This is a genomic window from Schaalia georgiae DSM 6843 (assembly GCF_000429245.1).
Lineage (GTDB): Bacteria > Actinomycetota > Actinomycetes > Actinomycetales > Actinomycetaceae > Pauljensenia > Pauljensenia georgiae.
This window is the reverse complement of the sequence record NZ_AUBM01000006.1, coordinates 43,850-69,040: the sequence shown is the minus strand read 5'-3', so window position 1 is coordinate 69,040 and position 25,191 is coordinate 43,850. Positions and strand designations below refer to the sequence as shown.

Here is a 25,191-nt window from a genome sequence, read left to right as displayed (position 1 = left end):
GCGTGGGCTGCGGTGGGCGCTTCCGCAGGTAACGAGCACCTTGTGCGGTAATCATCACAGTTGACGACACGCCCGAGTGCGGGGTAGAGTGGTTCGCGGTTCGCAGGGGTTGGCCCTGCGGGCCGCGCCACTCTGTCGGTGGTTTCACATGCGAGAGCGCCAGCACGGTTTGTCCTCGTGGGTGGAACTCTGACAGAATGGCACGGTTGCCCCAGCGGCTCTGGGGTGGTTCGCGCGCGCCATCGCGCCCGGACCGGGCAATATGCCCAAGATCTTTGGACACGACGCCGGACAGCCGCGGCCCCCGCGGAATCACCCGGGCGACACGCCCGGGTGCGTGTACCGGCGCCGAATCTGTACGAGAAGAGGTAGGACGGCATGGCGGGACAGAAGATCCGCATCCGGCTCAAGTCGTATGACCACGAGGTCATCGACAGCTCCGCGCGCAAGATCGTGGAAACCGTACAGCGTGCGGGCGCCACAGTCGTGGGCCCGGTGCCGCTGCCGACCGAGAAGAACGTTTTCGTCGTTATCCGGTCGCCCCACAAGTACAAGGACAGCCGCGAGCACTTTGAAATGCGCACGCACAAGCGGCTCATCGACATCATCGACCCGACTCCCAAGGCCGTCGACTCGCTCATGCGCATCGATCTGCCCGCGGATGTCAACATCGAGATCAAGCTCTGAGGACTTCTGCAATGACTAACAACAAGCAGCACGCTGCCGCGCCGATCCAGGCGCTGCTCGGCCGCAAGATCGGCATGACCCAGGTCTGGGACGCCGACGGCCGCCTCGTGCCCCTGACTGTCGTGCAGGTCGGCACCAACGTCGTCACCCAGGTTCGAACCGAAGAGGTCGACGGCTACTCCGCCATCCAGCTTGGTTTCGGCGAGATCGACCCCCGCAAGGTCACCAAGCCCCTCCAGGGCCACTTCGCCAAAGCGGGTGTCGCCCCCCGCCGCCACCTCGCCGAGGTGCGCACCTCCGAGCACGACTCCTACGAGGTCGGCCAAGAGCTCGACGCGTCCACCTTCGAGGCGGGCCAGAGCGTGGACGTGTCCGGCAACACCAAGGGCAAGGGCTTTGCGGGTGTGATGAAGCGCCACGGCTTCGCCGGCGTCTCCGCCTCCCACGGCGCCCACCGCAACCACCGCAAGCCCGGCTCCATCGGCGCGTGCGCCACCCCCGGCCGCATCTTCAAGGGCCTGCGCATGGCCGGCCGCATGGGCGGCAACCGCCGTACTGTCCAGAACCTGCGTATCCAGGCCGTCGACACCGAGAAGGGCCTGCTGCTCATCAGCGGCGCCATCCCCGGCCCCAAGAACGGCATCGTCCTGGTTCGCTCCGCTGTGAAGGGTGCGTGATCATGTCTGAGGTTCGCTCCGTCGACGTCGTCGACCTCAAGGGCAAGAAGGCCGCCACCGTCGACCTTCCCGCCGAGATCTTCGACGTCCCCACCAATATCCCGCTCATGCACCAGGTCGTCGTGGCCCAGCTGGCCGCCGCCCGTCAGGGCACCCACTCCACGAAGACCCGCGGCCAGGTCTCCGGCGGCGGCAGGAAGCCGTTCCGCCAGAAGGGCACCGGCAACGCCCGCCAGGGCTCCATCCGCGCCCCCCAGTTCACCGGCGGCGGCGTGGTCCACGGCCCCCAGCCCCGGGACTACGACCAGCGCACCCCCAAGAAGATGAAGCGCGGTGCCCTGCGCTCGGCCCTGTCCGACCGCGCCCGCGCCGACCGCATCCACGTCGTCACCGCGCTCTTCGAGGGCGACAAGCCCTCCACGAAGGCCGCGCTGGCCTCGCTGCGCGCCATCGTCGATGACCGCCAGGCGCTCGTCGTCCTCGAGCGCGGCGACGAGCTGACCGCGCTGTCCCTGCGCAACGTCCCCGAGGTCCACGTCCTGTGGGTCGACCAGTTGAACACCTACGACGTCCTGGACGCCGATGACATCGTGTTCACCCAGGCCGCCCTGGAGTCCTTCCTCGGTACCAAGGAGGAGACCAAGTGAGCACGATCGAAGCGGGCAAGAACCCCCGCGACATCATCTTCAAGCCCGTCACCACGGAGAAGTCGCTGGCCCTGATGGACCAGGGCAAGTACACCTTCGAGGTCGACCCCCGCGCGAACAAGACCGAGATCAAGATCGCCATCGAGCGCATCTTCGGCGTGAAGATCGGTTCCATCGCCACCCAGAACCGCAAGGGCAAGACCTACCGCACCCGAGGCGGGATCGGTAAGCGCAAGGACGTCAAGCGTGCCATCGTCACCGTGCGCGAGGGCACCATCGACATCTTCGGCGATCAGGCCTGAGAACCGGAGAAGGACTGAGAAACATGGGAATCCGCAATTACAAGCCCACGACTCCGGGTCGGCGCTTCTCCAGCGTCTCCGACTTCGTCGAGATCACCCGGGACACCCCCGAGAAGTCGCTGGTGCGCCCCCTGCACAAGACCGGCGGCCGTAACAACAGCGGCCGCGTGACCTCGCGCCACCGCGGCGGCGGGCACAAGCGCCAGTACCGGGTCATCGACTTCCGCCGGTCCGACAAGGACGGCGTGCCGGCGAAAGTCGCGCACATCGAGTACGACCCCAACCGCACGGCCCGCATCGCGCTGCTGCACTACGCCGACGGCGCCAAGCGCTACATCCTGGCCCCCGCCGGGCTCAAGCAGGGCGACCGCATCGAGGCCGGCCCCTCGGCCGACATCAAGCCCGGCAACAGCCTGCAGCTGCGCAACATCCCCCTGGGCACCGTCGTGCACGCCGTCGAGCTCTACCCCGGCGGCGGCGCCAAGATCGCCCGCAGCGCCGGAACCTCCGTCCAGCTGGTCGCCAAGGAAGGGCGCTTCGCCCAGCTGCGCATGCCCTCGGGCGAGATCCGCAACGTCGAGGCCACCTGCCGCGCCACCATCGGCGAGGTCGGCAACGCCGAGCAGTCGAACATCAACTGGGGCAAGGCCGGCCGCATGCGCTGGAAGGGCAAGCGCCCCCACGTGCGAGGCGTTGTCATGAACCCGGTGGACCACCCGCACGGAGGCGGCGAGGGCCGCACCTCCGGCGGCCGCCACCCGGTGTCGCCGTGGGGCAAGCCCGAGGGCCGCACCCGCCGTCCGAAGAAGGCGTCGGACCGCCTGATCGTCCGCCGCCGCAAGACCGGCAAGAACCGCTGAGTAGGAGTCGATTGAAATGCCGCGTAGTTTGAAGAAGGGCCCGTTCGTCGACGACCACCTGCTCAAGAAGGTCGACGCAGCGAACGAGTCCGGTTCGAAGGCCGTCATCAAGACCTGGTCGCGCCGTTCGGTCATCACCCCGGACTTCCTGGGACTGACCATCGCCGTCCACGACGGCCGCAAGCACGTGCCCGTTTTCGTCACCGAGTCGATGGTGGGCCACAAGCTGGGCGAGTTCGCTCCCACGCGCACTTTCCGCAGCCACGACAAGGACGACCGCAAGGGACGTCGGCGCTGAGCCGGCCCGAGGAAGAAGAGGCAGATACATGGAAGCCAAGGCGCAGGCGCGTTACATCCGCGTCACGCCCCAGAAGTCCCGCCGAGTCGTGAACGAGGTTCGCGGCAAGCGAGCGCTGGAGGCCGCCGACATTCTGCGGTTCGCCCCGCAGGCCGTCGCCACCGATGTCCGCAAGGTGCTCATGAGCGCCATCGCCAACTCCCGGGTCAAGGCCGAGAACGCCGGCGAGACCTTCAACGAGGCGGACCTGCTCGTGCTGGAGGCGTACGTGGACGAGGGGCCGACCATGAAGCGGATCCGCCCCCGCGCCCAGGGGCGCGCGGGCCGCATCCTCAAGCGCACATCCCACATCACCATTGTGGTGGGGACCAAGGAAGACAAGAAGAAGGGAGACCGCTGAGATGGGCCAGAAGGTCAACCCCACCGGGTTCCGTCTGGGAATCACCACCGACCACCGGTCCCGCTGGTTCTCCGACTCCACCACCAAGGGGCAGCGCTACTCGGACTACGTCGCCGAGGACGTCGCCATCCGCAAGGCACTCACCGATAACCTCGAGCGCGCCGGTATCGCGAAGGTCGACATCGAGCGCACCCGCGACCGCGTGCGCGTCGATCTGCACACCGCCCGCCCGGGCATCGTCATCGGGCGCCGCGGCGCGGAGGCCGACCGCTTGCGCCAGTCGCTGGAGAAGCTGACCGGCAAGCAGGTCCAGCTCAACATCCTCGAGGTCAAGAACCCCGACCTCGACGCGCAGCTGGTCGCCCAGGGCATCGCCGAGCAGTTGGCCGCCCGCGTTTCGTTCCGCCGTGCCATGCGCAAGGGCATCCAGTCCGCCCAGCGCGCCGGCGCCAAGGGCATCCGCGTGCAGGTCTCGGGCCGTCTCGGCGGGGCCGAGATGAGCCGCTCGGAGTTCTACCGCGAGGGCCGTGTGCCCCTGCACACCCTGCGCGCCAACATCGACTACGGATTCCACGAGGCCCGCACGACCTTCGGTCGCATCGGCGTCAAGGTGTGGATCTACAAGGGCGACATCACCGAGCGCGAGTTCGCGCGCCAGCAGGCCGAGCAGGGCGGTCGCGGCGGTCGCCGCGACGGCCGTCGCGGAGGCCCCCGCCGCGGTGGGCGCCCCAACCAGGAGACCGCTTCGCAGCAGGCCCCCCGTGAGGCCGAGGCCCCCGGCGCCGCTGCGACCAAGACCGGATCGGAGGCCTGAGCCCGATGCTCATTCCCCGTCGGACTAAGTACCGCAAGCAGCACCGCCCGCACCGCACCGGCTTCGCCACGGGCGGCACCGAACTGGCGTTCGGCGACTACGGCATCCAGGCACTGGAGGGCGCGTACATCACCAACCGCCAGATCGAGGCGGCGCGTATCGCCGTGACCCGCCACATCAAGCGCGGCGGCAAGGTCTGGATCAACATCTTCCCGGACCGCCCGTTGACCAAGAAGCCCGCCGAGACCCGCATGGGCTCGGGCAAGGGCGCCCCCGAATGGTGGGTCGCCCCCGTCAAGCCGGGACGAATCCTGTTCGAGCTGTCCGGCGTCCCCGAGGAACTCGCCCGCGAGGCCCTCAGCCGCGCGCAGCACAAGCTTCCGATCAAGAGCCGTTTCGTGGTTCGTGAGGGTGGTGACATCTGATGGCAGAAAAGGGTTTGACCGCCGCTGACCTCGATGCGATGGACGACGCGCAGCTGTCCAAGGAGCTCGAGAAGGCGAAGGCCGAGCTGTTCAACCTGCGTTTCGCGCAGGCCGTCGGCAACCTCGAGGACCACGGGCGCATGAAGACCGTGCGCCGGGACATCGCCCGGATCTACACCATCGCGCGTGAGCGGGAGCTCGGCTACCGCACCGCCCCTAGCACTGAGGAGTGAGCCTGATGGCAGAAACCACCGCTCGCAATGAGCGAAAGGTCCGTCGCGGCTACGTCGTCAGCGACAAGATGGACAAGACCGTTGTCGTGCGAATCGAGGACCGCGTCAAGCACGCCCTCTACGGCAAGGTCATGCGCAAGAACACCAAGGTCAAGGTTCACGACGAGCACAACGAGTGCGGTGTCGGCGATCTCGTCCTCATCATGGAGACCCGTCCGCTGTCGGCCACCAAGCGCTGGCGCGTCGTGGAGATCCTCGAAAAGGCGAAGTGACCTTCGCTCACAGACCGAAATCCGTTCGGCAAGGCTCGACCGGCCCCAACCGGAAGAGAACCGGCACGACGACAGGAGTCAATAGAAAATGATCCAGCAGGAGTCGCGACTGAAGGTCGCCGACAACACAGGGGCCAAGGAGATCCTGACCATCCGTGTTCTCGGCGGCTCGGGTCGGCGCTACGCGGGAATCGGCGACACGATCGTCGCAACCGTGAAGGACGCCATCCCCGGCGGCAACGTCAAGAAGGGCGAGGTCGTCAAGGCAGTGGTCGTGCGCACGCGCAAGGAGATCCGCCGCCCCGACGGTTCCTACATCCGCTTCGACGAGAACGCGGCCGTCATCATCAACAACAACGGCGATCCGCGCGGAACCCGCATCTTCGGCCCCGTGGGCCGGGAGCTGCGCGATAAGAAGTTCATGCGCATCGTCTCCCTCGCACAGGAGGTGATCTGATCCATGGCCGCAAAGATCCGCAAGGGCGACCTGGTCGAGGTCGTCCGAGGACGCACCTCCGACGAGAAGGCCCTGGCCAAGCGCAACGAGCGCCGCGTAGCTGAGGGGCTCGAGCCCCTCAAGCCCGGCGACAAGGGCAAGCAGGGGCGCGTCATCAAGGTGTTCCCCGCCGAGCAGAAGGTCCTGGTCGAGGGCGTCAACCTCAAGACGCGCCACGTCCGCCAGGGGCAGACGCAGGGCTCGACCGGCGGTATCGAGACCGTCGAGGCGCCGATCTCCCTGTCGAAGGTCGCCCTGGTCGACCCCGACACCAAGAAGCGCGTGCGCGTCGGTTTCCGCGAGGACACCGTTGAGCGCGACGGCCGCACCCGCACCGTCCGCGTCCGCGTGACCCGCGGCGGCGCCAAGCGCGGCATCGAGCAGGGCAAGGAGATCTGAGCATGGCCCCGCGTCTGAAAGAGAAGTACGCCTCCGAGATCCGCGAGGCTCTGCGCACCGAGTTCAAGCACGAGAACATCATGCAGGTCGGTGGGCTGACGAAGATCGTCGTCAACATGGGCGTCGGCGAGGCAGCGCGCGATTCCAAGGCGCTGGAGGGCGCGATCCGCGACCTCGCCACCATCACGGGGCAGAAGCCTGTGACGACCCGCGCCAAGAAGTCCATCGCCCAGTTCAAACTGCGCGAGGGCCAGGCGATCGGCGCGCACGTGACCCTGCGCGGCGACCGCATGTGGGAGTTCCTCGACCGCCTCCTCTCCACGGCACTGCCCCGTATCCGCGACTTCCGCGGGCTCTCGCCCAAGCAGTTCGACGGGCACGGCAACTACACCTTCGGTCTGACGGAGCAGTCGATGTTCCACGAGATCGACCAGGACTCGATCGACCGGGTGCGCGGTATGGACATCACGGTTGTCACCTCGGCCACCACCGACGAGGAAGGGCGCGCTCTGCTCCGCCACCTCGGCTTCCCGTTCAAGGAGGACTGACCCATGGCCAAGACGTCCCTCAAGGTCAAGGCCGCGCGCAAGCCGAAGTTCGGCGTGCGCGCCTACACCAGGTGCAACCGTTGCGGTCGTCCGCACTCGGTGTACCGCAAGTTCGGACTGTGCCGCGTGTGCCTGCGCGAGCTCGCCCTGCGCGGCGAACTGCCCGGCGTCACCAAGAGCAGCTGGTAATACGAACGTCGCAGGTCCCGGTGCGCCGGAGAAACCGCGACGAGGAAGGGGAGTACAACCCCATGACAATGACAGACCCGATCGCAGACATGCTCACGCGTCTGCGCAACGCGAACCGCGCGCACCACGACTCGGTCTCCATGCCGTACTCGAAGCTCAAGAACGCGATCGCGAACATCCTGGTCGAGGAGGGCTACATCGCCTCGACCTCCGTCGAGGACGCCCGGGTGGGCAAGACCCTGACGATCTCCCTGAAGTACGGCTCGCACCGCGAGGCCGCCATCCAGGGCCTGCAGCGCGTTTCCAAGCCCGGTCTGCGCGTGTACGCCAAGTCCACCAACCTGCCCAAGGTCCGCGGCGGCCTGGGCGTGGCGATCCTGTCCACGTCCTCCGGCCTGCTCACCGACCGCCAGGCGGCCGAGAAGGGCGTGGGCGGGGAAGTCCTCGCCTACGTCTGGTGATGAGGAGGCTGAACAATGTCGCGAATTGGTAAGAACCCCATCGCAATCCCCGCAGGCGTCGACGTCGCGATCGACGGCCAGAAGGTGACGGTCAAGGGCCCCAAGGGCACCCTCAGCCACGTCGTGGCCGAGCCGATCACCGCGAAGGTCGACGGCGGCCAGGTCGTCGTGTCCCGTCCCAATGACGAGCGCACCGCGCGCTCGCTGCACGGACTGTCCCGCACCCTGATCGCCAACATGATCATCGGCGTCACCGAGGGCTACAAGAAGCAGCTGGAGATCACCGGCACCGGCTACCGCGTCGTGGCCAAGGGCAAGGACCTCGAGTTCTCCCTCGGGTTCTCGCACACGATCACCGTCACCCCGCCCGACGGCATCGAGTTCACGATCGAGCCGAAGTCCCAGACGCTGTTCACGGTGTCCGGCATCGACAAGCAGCTCGTCGGCGAGACCGCTGCCCGCATCCGCAAGCTGAAGAAGCCGGAGCCCTACAAGGGTAAGGGCATCCACTACGTGGGCGAGACCATCCGTCGCAAGGTCGGAAAGGCTGGTAAGTGATGGCTTACTCGATCAAGGGCAAGGGCAAGGCCGTCGCGCGCAAGCGCCGCCACCTGCGCCTCCGCAAGAAGATCAACGGCACGCCCGAGCGCCCCCGCATGGTCGTCACCCGCTCCAACCGCCATATGGTGGTGCAGGTGATCGACGACACCATCGGCCACACCCTGGTGTCCGCCTCGGACATCGAGGCCGATATCGCCGCTGCCGGTGGCACCAAGACCGAACGGGCCCGCAAGGTCGGCGAAGCCGTCGCCGAGCGCGCGAAGGCCGCGGGGATCAGCGCCGTCGTCTTCGACCGCGGTGGCAACAAGTACTTCGGCCGTGTCGCGGCCGTCGCCGAGGCCGCCCGCGAGGGCGGACTCGAGCTGTGAACGGGCCGAAAGAAAGAGAGATCATCTGATGGCTGCACAGCAGCGAGACAGGAACGGTCAGGCCGGCGACGGCGACCGCCGTGAGCGCCGCTCGGGTCGTTCGGACCGCGACGGGCGCCGCAACAACGAGAACAAGAACGAGTACATCGAGCGCGTCGTCACCATCAACCGCGTCTCCAAGGTCGTCAAGGGCGGGCGCCGCTTCTCCTTCACGGCCCTGGTCGTGGTCGGTGACGGCGAGGGCACAGTGGGCGTCGGCTACGGGAAGGCCAAGGAGGTCCCCCAGGCCATCTCGAAGGGCGTCGAGGAGGCGAAGAAGAACTTCTTCCGCGTCCCGATGATCCGGCGGACGATCACCCACGTCGTCCAGGGGCGCGACACCGCGGGCATCGTCCTGCTGCGCCCGGCCGCCCCCGGTACCGGCGTCATCGCCGGCGGCCCGGTGCGCGCCGTCCTCGAGGCGGCCGGCGTCCACGACGTGCTCACCAAGTCCCTCGGCTCCTCCAACGCCATCAACATCGTGCACGCGACCGTTGATGCCCTCAAGCGGCTCGAGCAGCCCGAGGCCGTTGCTGCGCGCCGCGGCCTGCCCCTCGAGCGCGTCGCGCCCGCCTCCATGCTCCGCGCCCGCGCGGAGGGCGAGGCCGACAAGCGGGCGGCCAAAGAGGCGGCGGAGAACGCCAGCGCCGTTGCAGGGGAGGCCAAGTGATGGCGAAGAAGATCAAAATCACACAGGTGAAGTCGTCTGCCCACTCCAGGCAGAACATGAAGGACACGCTGCGCACCCTCGGGCTGCGCAAGATCGGCCAGAGTGTCGTGCGCGAGGAGTCGGACGCCGTTCTGGGCGCCATCCGCACCGTGCGCCACCTGGTGACCGCTGAGGAGGTCGACTGACAATGGCTGACTCCACGAAGAAGGACGCGCAGATCGTCAAGCTGCACCACCTGCGCCCCGCGCCCGGCGCCAAAACCGCCAAGACCCGCGTGGGCCGCGGCGAGGGCTCGAAGGGCAAGACCGCCGGCCGTGGCACCAAGGGCACGAAAGCCCGCTACCAGGTCGCAGCCGGTTTCGAGGGCGGGCAGATGCCGATCCACATGCGCCTGCCCAAGCTCCGCGGCTTCAAGAACCCGTTCCGGGTCGAGTACCAGGTCGTCAACGTCGGCAAGCTCGGGGAGCTCTTCCCCGAGGGCGGCAAGGTGACGGTCGAGGACCTGATCGCCAAGCACGCGGTCCGGGACTCCGCTCCCGTCAAGGTCCTCGGCGGAGGCGAGTTGAGCGTGAAGCTCCAGGTCGAGGCCGACTCCTGGTCCTCATCGGCTGAGGCGAAGATCACGGCAGCGGGCGGGACCATTTCCGCGCGCTGAGGCCGACGGGGGTGGTCCGGAGTCACGGACCGCCCCCGTTCCGTCTGCCCGACCAGCGTGAACGCGGACGGGCGGACCATATTGTTACTAGCTCTCGTGCTCGGATCTCGCGCTCCCCGACCCCTGTCGGGTAAGCTGTCCGAGTCTCGGGCGTTGCGCCCGCACGCCCATCACCGTAGGAGGAAGCCTTGCTCAGTGCATTCGCACAGGCGTTCCGTACCCCCGACCTTCGTCGGAAGCTGCTGTTCACGCTGTTCATCATGGCCGTGTTCCGCTTGGGATCGTTCATCCCGACGCCAGGAGTCAACTCGACGGCCGTCCAGGCGTGCATCGCCCAGCAGAACGAGGCGTCGCTGCTCGACCTGGTGAACATCTTCTCCGGCGGTGCCCTGCTCCAGCTGTCGGTCTTCGCCCTCGGCATCATGCCGTACATCACCGCGTCGATCATCATCCAGTTGCTGCGGGTCGTGATCCCCCGCTTCGACGACCTCCACAAGGAGGGCCAGTCCGGGCAGGCCACGCTCACCCAGTACACCCGCTACCTCACGATCTTCCTGGGCGTCCTCCAGTCCACGACCACGATCTCCCTGGCCCGCTCCGGGCAGCTCTTCGCGGGCTGCAACCAGGACGTCATCAAGGACCGCTCGGTGCTGACCTTCCTCATGATGATCGTCGTCATGATGGCGGGCACGGGCGTGATCATGTGGCTCGGCGAACTCGTCACGGAGAGGGGCATCGGCAACGGCATGTCGCTGCTGATCTTCACCTCCATCGCCGCCCGGCTCCCCTCGCAGATGCTCGGCATCGGGCGCGCGGGCAAGTGGGGCTCGGTCCTGGTGATCCTCGTCCTGCTGCTCGTCGTCGCACTGGCGGTCGTCTACGTCGAGCAGGCGCAGCGCCGCATCCCCGTCCAGTACGCCAAGCGGATGATCGGGCGGCGCCAGTACGGGGGGACGACCACCTACATCCCCCTCAAGATCAACATGTCGGGCGTCATCCCCGTCATCTTCGCCTCGTCCATCCTGGCGCTGCCGCCGATGGTCGCGCAGTTCGGCCAGACGACGGACGGCTGGGTGCAGTGGATCTCCGGGCACTTCACGCAGTCCTCGGGCTTCTACCTGACCCTGTACGCCCTCATGACGCTGTTCTTCGCGTTCTTCTACACGGCCATCACCTTCAACCCCGACGAGGTCGCCGACAACATGAAGCGCTACGGGGGCTTCATCCCGGGCTACCGGGCGGGCCGCCCGACTGCGGAGTACCTGCGCTACGTCATCAACCGCATCACCTCGGCCGGGGCGCTCTACCTGGTGATCATCGCGCTTCTGCCGTCGTTGCTGATCATCCCGCTCAAGCTCGCCAGCGGCGACCTGCCGTTCGGTGGCACGACCCTGCTGATCATCATCGGCGTCGGCCTGCAGACCGTCAAGGAGATCAACACGCAACTGCAGCAGCACCACTACGAAGGGTTCCTCCTATGACCGTTGTCATTCTGCTCGGCCCCCCCGGAGCCGGGAAGGGGACGCAGGCAGCGCACATCGCGCAGCGCCTCTCCATTCCGGCCATCTCGACGGGCGACATCTTCCGCGCGAACATGGCGGAGGGCACCGAGATAGGCAAACAGGCCAAGGCGTACATGGACCGCGGCGAGTTCGTGCCGGACTCGGTGACCAACACGATGGTCCGGGCGCGCCTGGCCGCCCCCGACACTGCCGACGGCTTCCTGCTGGACGGCTACCCGCGCAGCGTCGAGCAGGCGCACGCGCTGCGGGACATGCTGCTCGACCTGGGCAAGCAGATCGACGTGGTCGTCGAGATCCAGGTCGACGAGGACGAGGTCGTCGCCCGTATGCTCAAGCGCGCCCAGGAGCAGCACCGCTCGGATGACACGGAGCCGGTGATGCGCCGTCGCCTCGAGGTCTACCGGCAGCAGACGGAGCCCGTGGCCACCTACTACGTCGACCAGGACCTGCTGGAGGTCGTCGACGGCAAGGGCACCATCGACGAGGTCACCGCCCGCATTAACACGGTCCTGGACTCCGTGGCTCAGCGCTGATGGGGCGGATCGAGCTCAAAACCGCCGAGGAGCTCCGCTTCATGCGCGAGGCCGGCCTCGTTGTGGCGACCATCCACGAGAAGCTGCGCGAGGCGGTGCGCCCGGGCGTGACCACCGCGGAGCTGGACGCCGTCAGCTCCGACGCGATCGCCGGGGCAGGGGCGACCTCGAACTTCCTGGGCTACTACGGCTATCCCGCGACCGTGTGCGTCTCGGTCAACAACGTAGTCGTCCACGGGATCCCCGGGGACTACCGGCTGCGCGCCGGCGACCTCGTGAGCTTCGACTGCGGCGCCTGGTTGACGCGGCGGGGCAGGCAGTGGCACGGGGACGCGGCCTTCTCGGTGGTCGTGTCCGACCCGTGGATCGACGACGCGGCCTTCGCGGCGGGGGAGCGGGCGGCCGCGGAACCTGCGGGCGGCGGGCAGGGCCCGGAGAGTGCGGCGCTGCGGCGCCGCCGCGAGCTGGACGCCGTGACCCGGGAGTGCCTGTGGGCGGCCCTGGCGGCGCTCGCCACCGGCAGGAGGGTGAGCGCAGTGGGCGCGGCAGTGGAGGACGTCGTCGCCGCGCGCGCCCAGGAACTCGGCTGGGAAGCCGGGATCATCGAGGAGTACACGGGCCACGGCATCGGCACGAAGATGCACATGGAGCCCGAGGTGCTCAACTTCAACGCCCGCGGGCGCAGCCCGCGCCTCAAGAAGGGCATGGTACTGGCGGTAGAGCCGATGCTGGTCAGCGGGGGCATCGCCACGCGCACCGAGGACGACGAGTGGACGGTGCGCACCGAGGACGGCGGGGACGCGGCCCACTGGGAGCACACGATCGCTATCGCCGAAGGGGGAGTGTGCGTGCTCACCGCCCGCGACGGCGGAGCAGCGGGACTGGCCCCCTACGGAGTGGTGCCCGTCAGCCTCGACTGACGCAGGATCCGCCCCGGGCAGAATGTGAGTGAATTAACGTGAGGTAGTCGACAGGCAGTCGACTACCAGATCACGGCGCCGATGCCGTAAGGTGGACGCTTGGGCGTGTCGCATCCGGCGGGTGTCGCCGCGCCCGCCCAGCGGCATCCGCCGCACCCCTATCCGAGACATGTAGAGGACAGACGGAGGATATGGCAAAGAAAGACGGCGTCATCGAGATGGAGGGCACGGTCGTCGAGGCCCTGCCCAATGCCATGTTCCGGGTGGAGCTCAAGAACGGCCACGTGGTCCTCGGCCACATCGCGGGGAAAATGCGCCAGCATTACATCCGCATCCTGCCCGAGGACCGAGTCGTCGTCGAGCTCAGCCCCTACGACCTCTCCCGGGGCCGTATCGTCTACCGCTACAAGTGACACGACACTGACTGCCCGAGGGCAGTGGAGGTAACAACCATGAAGGTCAAGCCGAGTGTCAAGAAGATCTGTGACAAGTGCAAGGTGATTCGTCGCCACGGCAATGTCATGGTCATCTGCGACAACCCCAGGCACAAGCAGCGCCAGGGCTGAGGCCCGCTGCGACTCGCGGGGCGCCACGCCCCACAGCACCGCTCTAAGCGCCCCTCGCGGGGCGACCCCCGGTTCGGAGGCCGGGGCCGGGCCGCTCGCCCGGACTGAGCGGTGACGACCTCCGAGGAACAACTGGAGCACCACAGCAATGGCACGTATCGCCGGCGTCGACCTCCCCCGCGAGAAGCGGCTCGAGATCGCGCTCACCTACATCTACGGAGTCGGCCGCACCCGCGCCGCCGAGACCCTCGCCGCCACCGGCGTCAGCCCGGACACCCGCGTCAAGGACGCGACGGAAGAGGAACTCGTCAAGCTCCGTGACTACATCGAAGCCAACTTCAAGGTTGAGGGCGACCTCCGCCGCGAGGTTCAGGCCGACATCCGTCGCAAGATCGAGATCGGCTCCTACCAGGGCCTGCGCCACCGCCGGGGCCTGCCCGTCCACGGCCAGCGCACCAAGACCAACGCGCGCACCCGCAAGGGCCCCAAGCGCACCGTTGCAGGCAAGAAGAAGGCCAAGTAAGGCGCCGCCACCCCCGGGTGGATGATTCCGCGACTAGAAGGAACTGAACCACAATGGCAACCAAGAACGCCCGCTCCGGCGCGGGGCGCAAGCCGCGCCGCAAGATCTCCAAGAACGTCACCCACGGCCACGCCTACATCAAGTCGACGTTCAACAACACCATCGTCTCACTCACGGATACCACGGGCGCCGTTGTCGCCTGGGCCTCCTCCGGCCAGGTCGGTTTCAAGGGCTCCCGCAAGTCGACGCCCTTCGCCGCCCAGCTCGCCGCCGAGGCTGCCGCGCGCCGCGCCCAGGAGCACGGCATGAAGAAGGTCGATGTCTTCGTCAAGGGCCCCGGCTCCGGCCGCGAGACCGCGATCCGCTCCCTGCAGGCCGCCGGCCTCGAGATCGGCTCGATCCAGGACGTCACGCCCCAGGCCTTCAACGGCACCCGTCCTCCCAAGCGCCGCCGCGGCTGAGCGCGACCCGCCGGGACGCCCCACGGGGCAGTCCCCACGTCTGGATGCGCGCGCATCCACCCTCCCTGTCCCGCGCCTGCGGGAAACCAGTTCCGGTGTCATATAGCGGGCACCGGTAAGAAAGGAACAAGACGTGCTCATTGCAGAGCGACCCATCCTGACCGAAGAAAAGGTCAGCGACCTGCGCTCCCGTTTCACGCTGGAGCCCCTCGAGCCCGGCTTCGGGTACACGCTCGGCAACTCGCTGCGCCGTACCCTGCTGTCCTCGATCCCGGGCGCGGCGGTCACCTCCATCCGCATCGACGGGGTTCCCCACGAGTTCCGCACGATCGAAGGTGTGAAGGAGGATGTCGCCGAGATCATCCTCAACATCAAGCAGATCGTGCTCTCTTCGGAGAACGACGAGCCCGTCGTGATGTACCTGCGCAAGGCCGGCCCCGGTCCGGTCGTCGCGGGCGACATCACGCCGCCCGCCGGGGTTGAGATCCACAACCCCGACCTCCACCTGGCCACCCTCAACGAGAAGGGCAAGCTGGAGATCGAGCTGACCGTCGAACGCGGTCGCGGCTACGTCTCCGCAGCTCAGAACAAGGATCCGCAGGCCGAGATCTCGCGCATCCCGATCGACTCGATCTACTCGCCGGTCGTCAAGGTGACCTACAAGGTCGAGGCGACGCGCGTCGAGCAGCGCACCGACTTCGACCGCCTCGTCATCGATGTGGAGACCAAGCCCGCGATCACCCCGCGCGACGCCATCGCCTCGGCGGGCAAGACGCTGGTCGAGCTCTTCGGCCTCATGCGCGAGCTCAACGAGGAGGCCGAGGGCATCGAGGTGGGCCCCTCCACCACCGACGCCACCCTGGCTGCCGACCTGGCCCTGCCCATCGAGAACCTCAACCTGCAGTCGCGTTCCTACAACGCCCTGCGCCGTCGCGGCATCCTCACCGTCGGCGAACTGGTCGCCCACTCCGAGGCCGACCTGCTCGACATCCGCAACTTCGGCACCAAGTCGATCGAGGAGATCAAGGAATCCCTGGCCACCCTCGGGATGACGCTGAAGGACTCGGTCATGCCGAGCTTCGGCGAGGGCGAATCGCCGTCGATCTTTTCGGACGACCAGTCCAGCTGACCGCGTCCGTTGGACGCATTCAATCCGTAGGAGACAACATGCCCACCCCCAAGAAGGGTGCCCGCCTGGGCGGAAGCCCGGCACACCAGAAGCTGATCCTGTCCAACCTGGCCAAGCAGCTCATCGAGCACCGCGCTGTGACCACGACCGAGGCCAAGGCCAAGGTCCTGCGCCCCTACGTGGAGAAGCTCATCACCAAGGCCAAGCGCGGCGACATGCACGCCCGGCGCACGGTCCTCAAGAAGGTCCCCTCCAAGGACGCCGTTTACATGCTCTTCGACGAGATCGTGCCCGCGATGGACCCCGAGCGCCAGGGCGGCTACACCCGCCTCGTCCGAGTCGGCAACCGCAAGGGCGACAACGCCCCCCTGATGCGCATCGAGCTCGTCATGGAGAAGGTCGAGAAGAAGGCCGTCGTCTCCTCCGCCGAGCGCACTGCCGCCAAAGCCGCCGAGAAGTCCGCGGCCGCGGAGGTCGCGAAGGAGGCCGAAGAGGCGGCCGACGCCGCCGCCGAGCGCGCCGAGGAGGCGCGTGAGGAGGGCGACGCCGCGAAGGCCGAGGAGGCCGAGCGCATCGCCGTCGAGGCCGGCACGGCGGCCGACGCCGCCGAGCAGGTCGCCGAGGAGGAATGAGCACCCCCGGCATGGGCCGCTGACCCGCGTGGGGCCCGGGCGCCGCAAGGCGCCCGGGCCTTCGCATATCTGGGCCGGGCCGGTAGCCTTGGTGCATGTCCCATGAAATGACTCTGGCGATCGACTGCGGAGGCGGCGGCATCAAAGGCTCCGTCGTCGATGACAAGGGGACCATGGTGGCCCCCGCCCGACGGGTCCCCACGCCCTACCCCCTGCCCCCCGGACTCCTCGTCCGTACGGTATGCGACCTGGCTGCGGGCCTTCCCCGCGCCACCCGGGTCACTATGGGCATGCCCGGCATGATCCGCCACGGCGTCGTCGTCGCCACGCCGCACTACATCACCAAGGACGGGCCCAGGTCCAGGGTCCTGCCCGAACTCGTCGAGCAGTGGGACCACTTCGACATGGGGCGCGCCATCGCGGCCGCCCTGTCCCTGCCGACGAAGGTCCTCAACGACGCGGAGGTCGCGGGGGCGGGGGCGGTCACCGGCCGCGGCCTCGAGATGATCATCACCCTGGGCACCGGCCTGGGCAACGCGGTCTTCGACGGCGGGGTGCTGGCGCCCCACGTCGAGGTGTCCCAGGGCTTCGTGCGCTGGGGGCTCACCTACGACGACTACATCGGCGAGCACGAGCGGCTGCGCCTGGGCGACACGCACTGGTCGCGCCGGGTGCGGCGCGTTGTGGACGGCCTGCGCGCCATGTACATGTGGGACCGCCTCTACATGGGGGGCGGCAACTCGAAACGGATCACCGCCGCGAACCGCGCGAAGATGGGTGACGACATCATCATCGTCCCCAATGACGCGGGCATTATCGGCGGGGTGCGCGCGTGGGAGCTGTGAGCACGCCGCCCCCGGCGTCCGACCCCGGCGCCGCGGGGGAGGAGCGGGTGCGGGTCCGCCTCGACCTCGCCTACGACGGCACGTGCTTCCACGGCTGGGCGGCCCAGCCGGGACTGCGCACCGTCCAGGGCGAGCTCGAGGCCGCGCTGTCCACCCTGGTGCGCCAACCGGTGGCGACCACGGTCGCGGGGCGCACGGACGCCGGAGTGCACGCCCGGCACCAGGTCGCCCACGTGGACCTGCCCGGGTCCGCGTGGCGCGCCCTCGCCCCCCGGTCGGCCCCCGTCGGCGGCCCAGCGCCACAGGGCGCGTGCGCGGACGCACTGGTGCGCCGCGCCAACGCGCTGCTCGCCAGGGCGTGGGCGCAGCGGGAGCGGGGGCGCGGGGGGCGCCCGCCCAGGGGGGTCTCCGACGCGCTCGTGCTCTCCGCCTCCCCCGTCAGCGCGGACTTCGACGCCCGCTTCAGCGCGACTGGGCGCTCCTACGCGTACCGGATCGCGGACCGCCCCACGCCCCTGCGCCGCTGGGACTGCGTGTGGGACGACCGCCCGTTCGACCTGGCGGCGGTGAACAGGGCCGCCGCCGCCCTGCTGGGCGAGCACGACTTCCTCTCCTTCTGCCGCCCCCGCGAGGGCGCGACCACCATCCGCACGCTCACGCGCCTCGAGGCCGCGCGGGCGCCGGACGGCCTCGTCGAGTTCCACGTCGAGGCCGATGCCTTCTGCCACTCGATGGTGCGCTCCCTGGTCGGCGCGCTCGCCATGGTCGGCAGGGGGGCGAGGCCCGCCCCGTGGCCCAGGGCCCTCCTGGACGCCCGGTCCCGCGCGAGTGCCGCCCCCATAGCCCCCGCCCGCGGCCTCACCCTGGAGCGCGTCGACTACCCCGGACCCGAGGAGTGGGCGCTGCGCGCCAGCCTGGCCCGCAGGAGGCGGGACGCCTGCTGCGACGCGGAATCATGAGCCTCTGAGGAATCGCCCACACTGGGCGCCGTGCTTTGACCGGGCCGTGGAGCGCCGATAAACTGGCTAACGCTGCGCGTCAGCAGAGCGCCCGGTGCCTCCCACTCGCCGAGCAGACTCGCTGGCGCCTCGCGGAACTGTTTCATCGCGGGCCCCGCTCCCAGCGGGAGGGGGCGCCCCATGACTGACAAGAATTGAAGGTTACGCCCGTGCGCACCTATTCACCCAAGCCCGGGGACGCCGACAAGAAGTGGTTCGTCATCGACGCCACCGATGTCGTCCTCGGCCGTCTGGCGGCACACGCCGCCAACCTCCTTCGTGGGAAGCACAAGCCGACGTTCGCCCCTCACATGGACATGGGCGACTACGTCATCATCATCAACGCGGACAAGGTCGCGCTGACTGGCAAGAAGCTCGAGCAGAAGATGGCCTACCGCCACTCCGGGCGCCCCGGCGGCCTCACCGCCACCGCCTACCGCGACTTCATGGCGACCGCCCCCGAGCGCGTCATCGAGAAGGCCGTCAAGGGCATGCTTCCCCACACCTCCCTCGGCCGCGCGCAGTTCAAGAAGCTGCACGTGTACGCCGGTGCGGAGCACCCCCACGCCGGCCAGTCGCCGGTTCCCTACGAACTGACCCAGGTGGCCCAGTGAGCCCCGCGCCACTGGCACCGACAACGCACTGAGGAGAACCGTGGCCGAGACCACTGCATCCGTCGAGCTGGACGAGGAGATCGTCACAGGCTCGTACACGACCGAGACCGAATCCGCCCCCGTCGGGGCCGGTCAGTCCATTACCGCACCCGGCGCGGGCCTTGGCCGCCGCAAGGAGGCCGTCGCCCGTGTCCGCCTGGTCCCCGGCTCCGGCCAGTGGACCATCAACGGCCGCACCCTGGAGGACTACTTCCCCAACAAGCTGCACCAGCAGCTGGTGAAGTCCCCCTTCGTGCTGCTCGACATTGACGGCCGTTTCGATGTCGTCGCCCGCATCAACGGCGGCGGCGTCTCCGGCCAGGCTGGCGCCCTGCGCCTGGGGATCTCGCGCGCGCTCAACGAGATCGACCGCGACGCGAACCGTCCCGCCCTGAAGAAGGCCGGTTTCCTGACCCGCGACGCCCGCGTCACCGAGCGCAAGAAGGCCGGCCTGAAGAAGGCCCGCAAGGCTTCGCAGTTCTCGAAGCGCTGAAGCCGCGCCGCAGCTGTGAAACGGTACCCCGCTCCACTTGCCGGAGCGGGGTACCGCGTTATGGGAGTCGCGCGGTAGCCTTGTTGCCGACCATATTTTTCATGAACGGAGAGACAATGCCAAGGATGTTCGGCACCGACGGGGTGCGCGGTCTGGCCAACGTGGACATCACAGCGGATCTGGCGCTGAAGCTCGGCGAGGCGGCCGCCCGCCAGTTCGGGTGCCAGCCCCGCGCCGACGGGTCCAAGCCCCGCGCGATCATCGGCAGGGACACGCGCATCTCCGGCCAGTTCCTCGACCACGCCCTAGCCGCGGGACTGGCGAGCGCGGGGATGGACGTGACGCGCATCGGCGTCGTCACCACGCCCACCGTCGCCCACCTGACCGCCACCGAGGACGGCGTGGACCTGGGCGTCATGATCTCCGCCTCCCACAACCCCATGCCTGACAACGGCATCAAGTTCTTCGCCCACGGCGGCTACAAGTTGGCCGACGCCGTCGAGGACCAGATCGAGGCGCTCGTGGGGACCGACTGGGACCGGCCCACGGGTGAGGGCGTCGGCGAGATCGACGCGGACCACGCGTGGGCGCGCGAATCGTACATCCGCCACCTGGTTGGGGCGGTCGGCACGGACCTGCGGGGCCTGAAGATCGTCATCGACTGCGCCAACGGCGGCGCTTCCGAGTTCGGCCCGGCGGTCTTCCGGGAGCTGGGAGCCGATGCCACCGTCATCAACGCCTCGCCCGACGGGCGCAATATCAACCTGAACGGCGGATCCACCCACCCCGAGTCCCTGATGGCCGCAGTCGTCGAGGCGGGGGCGGACTTCGGAGTCGCCTACGACGGGGACGCCGACCGCTGCCTGGCGGTCGATCACACGGGGGCGCTGGTCGACGGCGACAAGATCATGGGCGCCCTGGCCGTGGACGCGCACCGGCGCGGCGCCCTCGCCAAGGACACGCTGGTCGTCACCGTCATGAGCAACCTGGGACTCATCCTCGCGATGCGCGAGGCGGGCATCGCGACCGTCCAGACGGGGGTGGGCGACCGCTACGTGCTGGAGGAGATGCTCGCCTCCGGCTACTGCCTGGGCGGCGAGCAGTCCGGGCACATCATCGCCACCGACCACGCCACTACGGGGGACGGGATCCTCTCGTCCCTGCTGGTGTCCCGCATGGTCAAGGAGTCCGGACGGTCCCTGGCCGACCTCACTTCCTTCGTCCACCGGTTGCCCCAGACCCTCATCAACGTCGCGGGCGTCGACCGCGCGGGCGCCTCGTCGAACGGGGCAGTCGCTGAGGCCGTCGCAGCCGCCGAGGCGCGACTGGGGGAGTCCGGCCGTGTCCTGCTGCGCCCCTCGGGCACCGAGCCGCTCGTGCGAGTCATGGTGGAGGCGGCCACCCAGGAGGAGGCGGACGCGGTCGCCGAGTCCCTGGCCGATGTGGTGAAGCGGAACCTGGCGCTCTGAGGAGCTGCGGGGCGGAGCGGGCCAACGGGTGCTGCTACGCCGACGCGCGTTGTCGACACCAGCGCGCGTTGTCGACACCGACGCGCGTTATAACCCCCTCGCGGTGTCGACAACCCCATCACAGTGTCGACAACCCCCTCGCGGTGTCGACAACGCGCGCCTGCGTTCGTGCCCGCGGCCCTTAGGGGATACCGGCGAGTGGCCGGGTGCTGGCGCCGCGTGCCCGTACTCCTTCGGCGGCGCGCCCCGGTGACTGGGTCCGGCCGCGGCGCCTCAGCGGGCGCGCACCGACGTCCTCCAGACGGGGGCGGTCGGGAGGGTGCGGACGCGGTCGGCGGTTTCGTCTGAGGGGGACTCGACGGCGGCGATCACTTCCTGGACCGCAAGGCGTGTCATCTCGCGCAGTGGCCACTCCACAGTGGTCAGCCCCAGGCGTTCGCCCGAGCGGGGCTCCTGGTTGCCGAACCCGAGGACGGAGAGCCTCTCGGGGACGGGGATGTCCAGGTCGCGCGCCGCTGCGATGACGCCGGGGGCCTGGGAGTCGTCGGCGACGCAGACGAGTTCCAGCTGCGGGTCCTGGGACAGCAGGGTGAAGGCGGCCTGGTAGGCGGTGGCCTCGTCCCAGTCGGGCAGCGAGATCATGCGGGCGCGGTCGCCGAACCGGGCGAGGACGGGGTTCTGGCGCGAGTGGTTCGTGTTGGGGCCGGCGATGAAGACTGCGTGGGCGCCGTCGCCCGAGGGCAGGTCGGTCCTGGCTATGACGGCCGCGACCCCGGCCGACTCGTCGATGCGCACCAGCGCGGCCCCGTCGGCGCAGTCGCCGGCCTCGATCATGGACATTCCGACGACGGGGATGCCCATGTTCCACAGGAGGGTGGAGGAGAAGCGCTCGCCGGACGTGGTCTCGCGGATGACCCCGGCCAGCTGGGTGTCGCCCATGACCGAACGGATGACCTCCGCGTCCGAGGGGTCGTCGCTGGACTGGAAGAGGGGGACCAGCAGGTACCCGCGCCGTTGTATCTCGATCATCGCCGTGGTGAGCACCGTGTGGACGACCGGGACGAAGGGGTCATCGGGCAGTTCGGCCATGAGCAGCGCGATGAGGTGGGAGTTGCCCGAGCGCAGGGAGCGCGCGGCGGCGTTGGGGATGTAGTTGAGCTCGCGGGCGATGCGCTCGACCCGGGCGATCGTCGCCTCGGAGATCTTCACCTGGCGCCCGCGCCCGTTGAGGATGAGGGATACGGTCGACGGTGCGAGGCCCGCTTCCCTGGCGACGTCGGCTCGGGTCACGCGTTCCACGGCGGCTCCTTCGGCTGGTTCGGTGGATTCGTTCTCTCAAGGGGACTATTACGTGTTAGTCTACTGCCTGGCCCCGCCTGGAGTGGGGCTATGGACCCAATGGAGGTGTCGAAATGGACGCGCGCGTCACTCCCCAATCGTATTCCCCGTCGGCGGGCGCCCTGTGCCCACCGCGCTCGTGGCTGACCGACGAGCCCACGATCAGCCTCAACGGCTCCTGGGACTTCGTCTACCACCCGCGCGTGCCCGACCCCTTCGACGATCCGGAACGGCCCTCGCCGTGCCCCCTCCTGGGCCCCTCCGCCGAGCAGATCGACGTGCCCTCCCACTGGGTCATGGCGCCGCACGGGCGTTGGGGCCGCCCGGCGTACACGAACGTCGACTTCCCCTTCCCCGTCGACCCGCCCCACCCCCCGGCCGACAACCCCGCCGGCGACTACCGCCGCGCCTTCGACGTCCCCGCCGAATGGGTGGGGGACGGGCAGATCCGCTTGCGCTTCGACGGCGTGGAGTCCCAGGCCCGCGTGTGGGTGAACGGGACGTGGATCGGTATGTTCACCGGCTCCCGCCTCGCCCACGAACTCGACATCACCAGCGCCGTGCGCCCCGGTGGGAACGAGGTGGTCGTGCGGGTCAGCCAGTTCTCCTCCGGGTCCTACCTGGAGGACCAGGACCAGTGGTGGCTTCCCGGGATCTTCCGCGATGTCGAACTGCGGCACCTGGGCGCCGCCTCGGTCCACGACGTGTGGCTCTCCACCGACTACCGGGACGGCGAGGGGCGCGTGCGCGTCGAGGCGCTGGCGCCAGGCGGGGGAGGCAGCGCCCTGGAAGGGGTCCTCCGCCTCGTCGGAGCGGAAGGGGAGGGGACGGCCCTGCCCGTGCGGCTCGAGCCCGGGCCCGACGGGCGCCACCGCAGCGGGTGGATCGACTGCGGCCGCGTCCACCCCTGGTCGCCCGACCAGCCGGTGCTCTACCGCGCCGAGCTCGCCGTGGAGGGGGCGGCGCCCCGGGAGCTGCGGACCGGTTTCACGCGCGTCGAGGTCGTGGGGGGGCAGTTGCGCGCCAACGGGGCGCCCCTGGTCTTCAACGGCGTCAACCGCCACGAGATCCGCCACGACCGCGGCCGCGTCTTCGACGAGGCGTGGGTCCGCGACGACCTCGCGCTCATGAAGTCCCTGGGCGTCAACGCCATCCGCACCTCCCACTACCCGCCCCACCCGCGCGTCCTGGATCTGGCCGACGAGATCGGCCTGTGGGTGGTGCTCGAGGGCGATATCGAGACCCACGGCTTCGAGGGCGCCGACAGGGCGTGGGCGGACAACCCGTCGGACGACCCGCGCTGGGCGGACGCCTTCGACGAGCGCACGAGGCGCGCTTTCGAGCGCGACAAGAACCACCCCTCCATCGCCCTGTGGTCGCTGGGCAACGAGTCCGGCACGGGGGCGAACCTAGCCGCGGCCGCCCGTTGGATCCACGAGCGCGCCGAGGGTGCCCTGGTCCACTACGAGGGCGACCACGCCATGGAGTACGCCGACGTGTACTCGCGGATGTACCCGGCGCTGGAGGAGGTCGCGGCCGCCCTGGACGACTCCGACCCGCAGGCGCCCATCGCCGTGCCCGGCCACCCCAGCGCCGGAGTGGACGGGGAGGCCCGGGCGCGCGCCCGGCGCGCCCCCTACCTGATGTGCGAGTACCTGCACGCCATGGGAACGGGGCCCGGCGGCGCCGCGCTCTACGCGGCCCAGATGGACCACCCCCGCCACGCGGGCGGCTTCGTGTGGGAGTGGCGCGACCACGCCCTGGACCAGCGCCACGGCGGAGCCGTGCGCCTGGCCTACGGCGGCGACTTCGGGGAGCCCATCCACGACGGCACCTTCGTGTGCGACGGACTGGTGGACGCCCATTCCAGGGTCTACGCGGGGACGTGGGCGTGGGCGCGGGCGATGGCCCCCGGCGCCCCGGCCCTGCGCGCGCTCGCTGCCCAGCGGGCGCGGGTGGAGGAACGGGACGCGGACAGGGCGCGCGCCCTGCGCGGCCTCGCCCGGTGGGGCGCCTCCCACAGGGAGGGGGGCGCGGAGGCGCCCGAAGGGGCACCGCACGCCGTGGACGTCGATGCCACGGGCGCGTGGAGGGCGTTGGGCGGCCTGCCGGTGCGGGCCTCCGTGAGCCTGTACAGGGCCCCCACCGACAACGACCGCGGTCGCGGGCCCCTGGACTACTGGGGCCTGGAAGAAGACGGGGTAGGGCCCATGGGGGAGGGGCTCAACCGGTTTGGGGTCTCCCACGCGGACCGGTGGGAGGGGGCGCGCCTGCCCTTCGTGCGCCGGAGTCCCCGCTCCCTCTTCGAGCGCCCCGACGGCGCGCGCCTGGTGCGCGAGCGCTGGGGCGTGGCGTCCCGGCAGTTCGGCGTGGACGCGCTCTCCGAGTCCCGCCCCGTGCGGATCGGGATGGCCGGGCCGTGGGGGCCGTTCCTGGACGGCGAGCGCGTTGTCGTCGACCTGGAGCCCTACGGCGGGTTGCCCCGGAGGCTGCCGCGCATGGGCCTCCGCCTGGAGCTGCCGGGCGGCCCCTGGGAGGCGTCGTGGGTGGGGGAGGTGTCCATCGCCTACGCGGATGTGCCCGGCGACGACCCCGACGGCTACGGCTCGGGCGCCACCGACGCGTTGTGGGACGTGTGCGTGCGGCCCCAGGAGGGCGGCCACAGGCCGGGCCTCAAGGCCCTGCGCCTGGGAAGGGGGGCCGATGCCCTCTACTTCGTCCCCCTCGGCGCGCTCGGCTGGTCCGTGTGCCCGTGGGACGAACGGGAACTGGCCGCCGCCGCCCACTGGGGGGACCTGGCGGCGTCGGATCGGACGTTCCTGTGGCTGGACGCTGTTCAAGACGGGATCGGGTCGCGCTCGTGCGGCCCGGACTCGCGTCCGCGGTTCGCGGCGGTGTCCGGCCCCCGGCGCATCGCCTTCGTGTGCGCCCGTGCCCACGAGGCGGGGGCTGATGGTTCGTGTGTAACAGTCGGGTAACGTTTTGCCGATCCGCGTCCTGGTAGTGCATTTCCCAGATGTGCGCGCTATCCTACTATCAGTGACTAACACGAGATAGTCAGTCATTCGGGGAATCCCACCCGGAATACACGGACCAACGGAGGTTTC

At 69.2% G+C, this 25,191-nt stretch carries 37 protein-coding genes; 36 read left to right on the top strand and 1 reads right to left on the bottom strand.

The features are described from left to right. Positions 1-378 precede the first annotated feature (378 nt). From rpsJ to glmM, 35 genes are all read left to right on the top strand, one after another. Complete coding sequence (gene rpsJ, locus G447_RS0100355) at positions 379-687, top strand: 30S ribosomal protein S10 (protein WP_005872737.1); 309 nt, start codon at positions 379-381, stop codon at positions 685-687. A gap of 11 nt (positions 688-698) precedes the next feature. Further along, positions 699-1,364 carry a 50S ribosomal protein L3 gene (gene rplC / locus G447_RS0100350; RefSeq protein WP_005872710.1) on the top strand — a complete coding sequence of 222 codons (666 nt, stop codon included), beginning with the start codon at positions 699-701 and terminating at the stop codon, positions 1,362-1,364. 2 nt (positions 1,365-1,366) lie between these two features. Then, positions 1,367-2,011, top strand: a complete 645-nt coding sequence (rplD, locus tag G447_RS0100345) for a 50S ribosomal protein L4 (RefSeq protein WP_005872724.1) — start codon at positions 1,367-1,369, stop codon at positions 2,009-2,011. Next, the gene (gene rplW, locus G447_RS0100340; protein ID WP_005872703.1) at positions 2,008-2,313 is read left to right on the top strand and encodes a 50S ribosomal protein L23; all 306 of its coding nucleotides are present in this window, start codon (positions 2,008-2,010) and stop codon (positions 2,311-2,313) included. Before rplD ends, rplW begins: the two co-directional genes overlap by 4 nt. Positions 2,314-2,336: 23 nt before the next feature. Continuing rightward, complete coding sequence (gene rplB / locus G447_RS0100335) at positions 2,337-3,173, top strand: 50S ribosomal protein L2 (RefSeq protein ID WP_005872731.1); 837 nt, start codon at positions 2,337-2,339, stop codon at positions 3,171-3,173. 16 nt (positions 3,174-3,189) lie between these two features. After that, positions 3,190-3,471, top strand: coding sequence for a 30S ribosomal protein S19 (rpsS, locus tag G447_RS0100330; RefSeq protein WP_005872744.1), 282 nt, complete (start codon positions 3,190-3,192; stop codon positions 3,469-3,471). Between the two features lie 28 nt (positions 3,472-3,499). Further along, positions 3,500-3,871: a 50S ribosomal protein L22 gene (gene rplV, locus G447_RS0100325; protein ID WP_005872716.1), complete on the top strand. Its 372-nt coding sequence runs from the start codon at positions 3,500-3,502 to the stop codon at positions 3,869-3,871. Between the two features lies 1 nt (position 3,872). After that, positions 3,873-4,685, top strand: a complete 813-nt coding sequence (gene rpsC, locus G447_RS0100320; protein ID WP_005872746.1) for a 30S ribosomal protein S3 — start codon at positions 3,873-3,875, stop codon at positions 4,683-4,685. Positions 4,686-4,690: 5 nt separating this feature from the next. After that, positions 4,691-5,110: a 50S ribosomal protein L16 gene (rplP, locus tag G447_RS0100315; protein ID WP_005872726.1), complete on the top strand. Its 420-nt coding sequence runs from the start codon at positions 4,691-4,693 to the stop codon at positions 5,108-5,110. Further along, the gene (gene rpmC, locus G447_RS0100310; protein WP_005872759.1) at positions 5,110-5,343 is read left to right on the top strand and encodes a 50S ribosomal protein L29; all 234 of its coding nucleotides are present in this window, start codon (positions 5,110-5,112) and stop codon (positions 5,341-5,343) included. Before rplP ends, rpmC begins: the two co-directional genes overlap by 1 nt. 5 nt (positions 5,344-5,348) lie before the next feature. Next, entirely contained in the window at positions 5,349-5,615 is a 267-nt protein-coding gene (gene rpsQ, locus G447_RS0100305; protein WP_005872739.1) for a 30S ribosomal protein S17, read from the top strand. Positions 5,616-5,703: 88 nt separating this feature from the next. Further along, the gene (gene rplN, locus G447_RS0100300) at positions 5,704-6,072 is read left to right on the top strand and encodes a 50S ribosomal protein L14 (protein ID WP_005872718.1); all 369 of its coding nucleotides are present in this window, start codon (positions 5,704-5,706) and stop codon (positions 6,070-6,072) included. 3 nt (positions 6,073-6,075) lie between these two features. Next, complete coding sequence (rplX, locus tag G447_RS0100295; RefSeq protein ID WP_005872720.1) at positions 6,076-6,510, top strand: 50S ribosomal protein L24; 435 nt, start codon at positions 6,076-6,078, stop codon at positions 6,508-6,510. Positions 6,511-6,512: 2 nt separating this feature from the next. After that, entirely contained in the window at positions 6,513-7,058 is a 546-nt protein-coding gene (gene rplE, locus G447_RS0100290; RefSeq protein WP_026429616.1) for a 50S ribosomal protein L5, read from the top strand. Between the two features lie 3 nt (positions 7,059-7,061). Next, the gene (locus G447_RS0100285) at positions 7,062-7,247 is read left to right on the top strand and encodes a type Z 30S ribosomal protein S14 (protein ID WP_005872735.1); all 186 of its coding nucleotides are present in this window, start codon (positions 7,062-7,064) and stop codon (positions 7,245-7,247) included. Between the two features lie 62 nt (positions 7,248-7,309). Beyond that, complete coding sequence (gene rpsH, locus G447_RS0100280; protein WP_005872728.1) at positions 7,310-7,708, top strand: 30S ribosomal protein S8; 399 nt, start codon at positions 7,310-7,312, stop codon at positions 7,706-7,708. 15 nt (positions 7,709-7,723) lie between these two features. Beyond that, positions 7,724-8,266: a 50S ribosomal protein L6 gene (gene rplF / locus G447_RS0100275; protein WP_005872706.1), complete on the top strand. Its 543-nt coding sequence runs from the start codon at positions 7,724-7,726 to the stop codon at positions 8,264-8,266. After that, a complete protein-coding gene (gene rplR, locus G447_RS0100270; protein ID WP_026429615.1) occupies positions 8,266-8,637 on the top strand; it encodes a 50S ribosomal protein L18 in 372 nt (123 codons plus the stop codon). The genes rplF and rplR overlap by 1 nt, the downstream gene beginning before the upstream one ends. Before the next feature lie 28 nt (positions 8,638-8,665). After that, the gene (gene rpsE, locus G447_RS0100265; RefSeq protein WP_005872712.1) at positions 8,666-9,346 is read left to right on the top strand and encodes a 30S ribosomal protein S5; all 681 of its coding nucleotides are present in this window, start codon (positions 8,666-8,668) and stop codon (positions 9,344-9,346) included. Next, a complete protein-coding gene (gene rpmD / locus G447_RS0100260; protein ID WP_009743571.1) occupies positions 9,346-9,531 on the top strand; it encodes a 50S ribosomal protein L30 in 186 nt (61 codons plus the stop codon). Before rpsE ends, rpmD begins: the two co-directional genes overlap by 1 nt. Before the next feature lie 2 nt (positions 9,532-9,533). Further along, a complete protein-coding gene (rplO, locus tag G447_RS0100255) occupies positions 9,534-10,001 on the top strand; it encodes a 50S ribosomal protein L15 (RefSeq protein ID WP_005872729.1) in 468 nt (155 codons plus the stop codon). A gap of 188 nt (positions 10,002-10,189) precedes the next feature. Further along, complete coding sequence (gene secY, locus G447_RS0100250; protein ID WP_005872733.1) at positions 10,190-11,482, top strand: preprotein translocase subunit SecY; 1,293 nt, start codon at positions 10,190-10,192, stop codon at positions 11,480-11,482. Continuing rightward, entirely contained in the window at positions 11,479-12,057 is a 579-nt protein-coding gene (locus G447_RS0100245) for an adenylate kinase (RefSeq protein ID WP_005872748.1), read from the top strand. Before secY ends, G447_RS0100245 begins: the two co-directional genes overlap by 4 nt. Continuing rightward, positions 12,057-12,977, top strand: coding sequence for a type I methionyl aminopeptidase (locus G447_RS0100240; protein ID WP_026429614.1), 921 nt, complete (start codon positions 12,057-12,059; stop codon positions 12,975-12,977). The genes G447_RS0100245 and G447_RS0100240 overlap by 1 nt, the downstream gene beginning before the upstream one ends. 191 nt (positions 12,978-13,168) lie before the next feature. Further along, a complete protein-coding gene (gene infA / locus G447_RS0100235) occupies positions 13,169-13,390 on the top strand; it encodes a translation initiation factor IF-1 (RefSeq protein ID WP_003790580.1) in 222 nt (73 codons plus the stop codon). A gap of 39 nt (positions 13,391-13,429) precedes the next feature. Further along, positions 13,430-13,543 (top strand): 50S ribosomal protein L36, encoded by a 114-nt coding sequence (rpmJ, locus tag G447_RS0100230; RefSeq protein WP_003790577.1) that lies wholly within the window; start codon positions 13,430-13,432, stop codon positions 13,541-13,543. A gap of 148 nt (positions 13,544-13,691) precedes the next feature. Next, positions 13,692-14,066 (top strand): 30S ribosomal protein S13, encoded by a 375-nt coding sequence (gene rpsM / locus G447_RS0100225; protein ID WP_005872704.1) that lies wholly within the window; start codon positions 13,692-13,694, stop codon positions 14,064-14,066. 53 nt (positions 14,067-14,119) lie between these two features. Further along, the gene (gene rpsK / locus G447_RS0100220; protein WP_005872714.1) at positions 14,120-14,527 is read left to right on the top strand and encodes a 30S ribosomal protein S11; all 408 of its coding nucleotides are present in this window, start codon (positions 14,120-14,122) and stop codon (positions 14,525-14,527) included. Between the two features lie 133 nt (positions 14,528-14,660). Beyond that, a complete protein-coding gene (locus G447_RS0100215) occupies positions 14,661-15,656 on the top strand; it encodes a DNA-directed RNA polymerase subunit alpha (RefSeq protein ID WP_005872750.1) in 996 nt (331 codons plus the stop codon). Between the two features lie 38 nt (positions 15,657-15,694). Further along, complete coding sequence (gene rplQ / locus G447_RS0100210) at positions 15,695-16,288, top strand: 50S ribosomal protein L17 (RefSeq protein ID WP_005872721.1); 594 nt, start codon at positions 15,695-15,697, stop codon at positions 16,286-16,288. Positions 16,289-16,383: 95 nt separating this feature from the next. Continuing rightward, positions 16,384-17,133: an ROK family protein gene (locus tag G447_RS0100205; protein WP_005868487.1), complete on the top strand. Its 750-nt coding sequence runs from the start codon at positions 16,384-16,386 to the stop codon at positions 17,131-17,133. Next, positions 17,130-18,092: a tRNA pseudouridine synthase A gene (locus G447_RS0100200; RefSeq protein WP_243442263.1), complete on the top strand. Its 963-nt coding sequence runs from the start codon at positions 17,130-17,132 to the stop codon at positions 18,090-18,092. Before G447_RS0100205 ends, G447_RS0100200 begins: the two co-directional genes overlap by 4 nt. A gap of 209 nt (positions 18,093-18,301) precedes the next feature. After that, a complete protein-coding gene (gene rplM / locus G447_RS0100195; protein ID WP_005869379.1) occupies positions 18,302-18,745 on the top strand; it encodes a 50S ribosomal protein L13 in 444 nt (147 codons plus the stop codon). Positions 18,746-18,785: 40 nt separating this feature from the next. Next, on the top strand, positions 18,786-19,277 hold the full coding sequence (gene rpsI / locus G447_RS0100190; protein WP_005869371.1) for a 30S ribosomal protein S9: 492 nt from the start codon (positions 18,786-18,788) through the stop codon (positions 19,275-19,277). Between the two features lie 116 nt (positions 19,278-19,393). Next, positions 19,394-20,746: a phosphoglucosamine mutase gene (gene glmM / locus G447_RS0100185; RefSeq protein WP_026429612.1), complete on the top strand. Its 1,353-nt coding sequence runs from the start codon at positions 19,394-19,396 to the stop codon at positions 20,744-20,746. 273 nt (positions 20,747-21,019) lie between these two features. On the opposite strand, the gene G447_RS0100180 is transcribed toward glmM, so the two are convergent. Beyond that, positions 21,020-22,045, bottom strand: coding sequence for a LacI family DNA-binding transcriptional regulator (locus G447_RS0100180; RefSeq protein WP_005869367.1), 1,026 nt, complete (start codon positions 22,043-22,045; stop codon positions 21,020-21,022). A gap of 113 nt (positions 22,046-22,158) precedes the next feature. On the opposite strand from G447_RS0100180, the gene G447_RS0100175 reads away from it, so the two are divergent. After that, positions 22,159-25,062 carry a glycoside hydrolase family 2 TIM barrel-domain containing protein gene (locus tag G447_RS0100175; protein ID WP_026429611.1) on the top strand — a complete coding sequence of 968 codons (2,904 nt, stop codon included), beginning with the start codon at positions 22,159-22,161 and terminating at the stop codon, positions 25,060-25,062. Positions 25,063-25,191: the final 129 nt, after the last annotated feature.

Bases quoted from the DNA above. Each gene is read 5' to 3' on its own strand.
- rpsJ (WP_005872737.1), top strand. From the start codon at position 379: ATGGCGGGACAGAAGATCCGCATCCGGCTCAAGTCGTATGACCACGAG.
- rplC (WP_005872710.1), top strand. From the start codon at position 699: ATGACTAACAACAAGCAGCACGCTGCCGCGCCGATCCAGGCGCTGCTC.
- rplD (WP_005872724.1), top strand. From the start codon at position 1,367: ATGTCTGAGGTTCGCTCCGTCGACGTCGTCGACCTCAAGGGCAAGAAG.
- rplB (WP_005872731.1), top strand. From the start codon at position 2,337: ATGGGAATCCGCAATTACAAGCCCACGACTCCGGGTCGGCGCTTCTCC.
- rpsS (WP_005872744.1), top strand. From the start codon at position 3,190: ATGCCGCGTAGTTTGAAGAAGGGCCCGTTCGTCGACGACCACCTGCTC.
- rplV (WP_005872716.1), top strand. From the start codon at position 3,500: ATGGAAGCCAAGGCGCAGGCGCGTTACATCCGCGTCACGCCCCAGAAG.
- rpsC (WP_005872746.1), top strand. From the start codon at position 3,873: ATGGGCCAGAAGGTCAACCCCACCGGGTTCCGTCTGGGAATCACCACC.
- rplP (WP_005872726.1), top strand. From the start codon at position 4,691: ATGCTCATTCCCCGTCGGACTAAGTACCGCAAGCAGCACCGCCCGCAC.
- rpmC (WP_005872759.1), top strand. From the start codon at position 5,110: ATGGCAGAAAAGGGTTTGACCGCCGCTGACCTCGATGCGATGGACGAC.
- rpsQ (WP_005872739.1), top strand. From the start codon at position 5,349: ATGGCAGAAACCACCGCTCGCAATGAGCGAAAGGTCCGTCGCGGCTAC.
- rplN (WP_005872718.1), top strand. From the start codon at position 5,704: ATGATCCAGCAGGAGTCGCGACTGAAGGTCGCCGACAACACAGGGGCC.
- rplX (WP_005872720.1), top strand. From the start codon at position 6,076: ATGGCCGCAAAGATCCGCAAGGGCGACCTGGTCGAGGTCGTCCGAGGA.
- rplE (WP_026429616.1), top strand. From the start codon at position 6,513: ATGGCCCCGCGTCTGAAAGAGAAGTACGCCTCCGAGATCCGCGAGGCT.
- G447_RS0100285 (WP_005872735.1), top strand. From the start codon at position 7,062: ATGGCCAAGACGTCCCTCAAGGTCAAGGCCGCGCGCAAGCCGAAGTTC.
- rpsH (WP_005872728.1), top strand. From the start codon at position 7,310: ATGACAATGACAGACCCGATCGCAGACATGCTCACGCGTCTGCGCAAC.
- rplF (WP_005872706.1), top strand. From the start codon at position 7,724: ATGTCGCGAATTGGTAAGAACCCCATCGCAATCCCCGCAGGCGTCGAC.
- rplR (WP_026429615.1), top strand. From the start codon at position 8,266: ATGGCTTACTCGATCAAGGGCAAGGGCAAGGCCGTCGCGCGCAAGCGC.
- rpsE (WP_005872712.1), top strand. From the start codon at position 8,666: ATGGCTGCACAGCAGCGAGACAGGAACGGTCAGGCCGGCGACGGCGAC.
- rpmD (WP_009743571.1), top strand. From the start codon at position 9,346: ATGGCGAAGAAGATCAAAATCACACAGGTGAAGTCGTCTGCCCACTCC.
- rplO (WP_005872729.1), top strand. From the start codon at position 9,534: ATGGCTGACTCCACGAAGAAGGACGCGCAGATCGTCAAGCTGCACCAC.
- G447_RS0100245 (WP_005872748.1), top strand. From the start codon at position 11,479: ATGACCGTTGTCATTCTGCTCGGCCCCCCCGGAGCCGGGAAGGGGACG.
- G447_RS0100240 (WP_026429614.1), top strand. From the start codon at position 12,057: ATGGGGCGGATCGAGCTCAAAACCGCCGAGGAGCTCCGCTTCATGCGC.
- infA (WP_003790580.1), top strand. From the start codon at position 13,169: ATGGCAAAGAAAGACGGCGTCATCGAGATGGAGGGCACGGTCGTCGAG.
- rpmJ (WP_003790577.1), top strand. From the start codon at position 13,430: ATGAAGGTCAAGCCGAGTGTCAAGAAGATCTGTGACAAGTGCAAGGTG.
- rpsM (WP_005872704.1), top strand. From the start codon at position 13,692: ATGGCACGTATCGCCGGCGTCGACCTCCCCCGCGAGAAGCGGCTCGAG.
- rpsK (WP_005872714.1), top strand. From the start codon at position 14,120: ATGGCAACCAAGAACGCCCGCTCCGGCGCGGGGCGCAAGCCGCGCCGC.
- rplQ (WP_005872721.1), top strand. From the start codon at position 15,695: ATGCCCACCCCCAAGAAGGGTGCCCGCCTGGGCGGAAGCCCGGCACAC.
- G447_RS0100205 (WP_005868487.1), top strand. From the start codon at position 16,384: ATGTCCCATGAAATGACTCTGGCGATCGACTGCGGAGGCGGCGGCATC.
- glmM (WP_026429612.1), top strand. From the start codon at position 19,394: ATGCCAAGGATGTTCGGCACCGACGGGGTGCGCGGTCTGGCCAACGTG.
- G447_RS0100175 (WP_026429611.1), top strand. From the start codon at position 22,159: ATGGACGCGCGCGTCACTCCCCAATCGTATTCCCCGTCGGCGGGCGCC.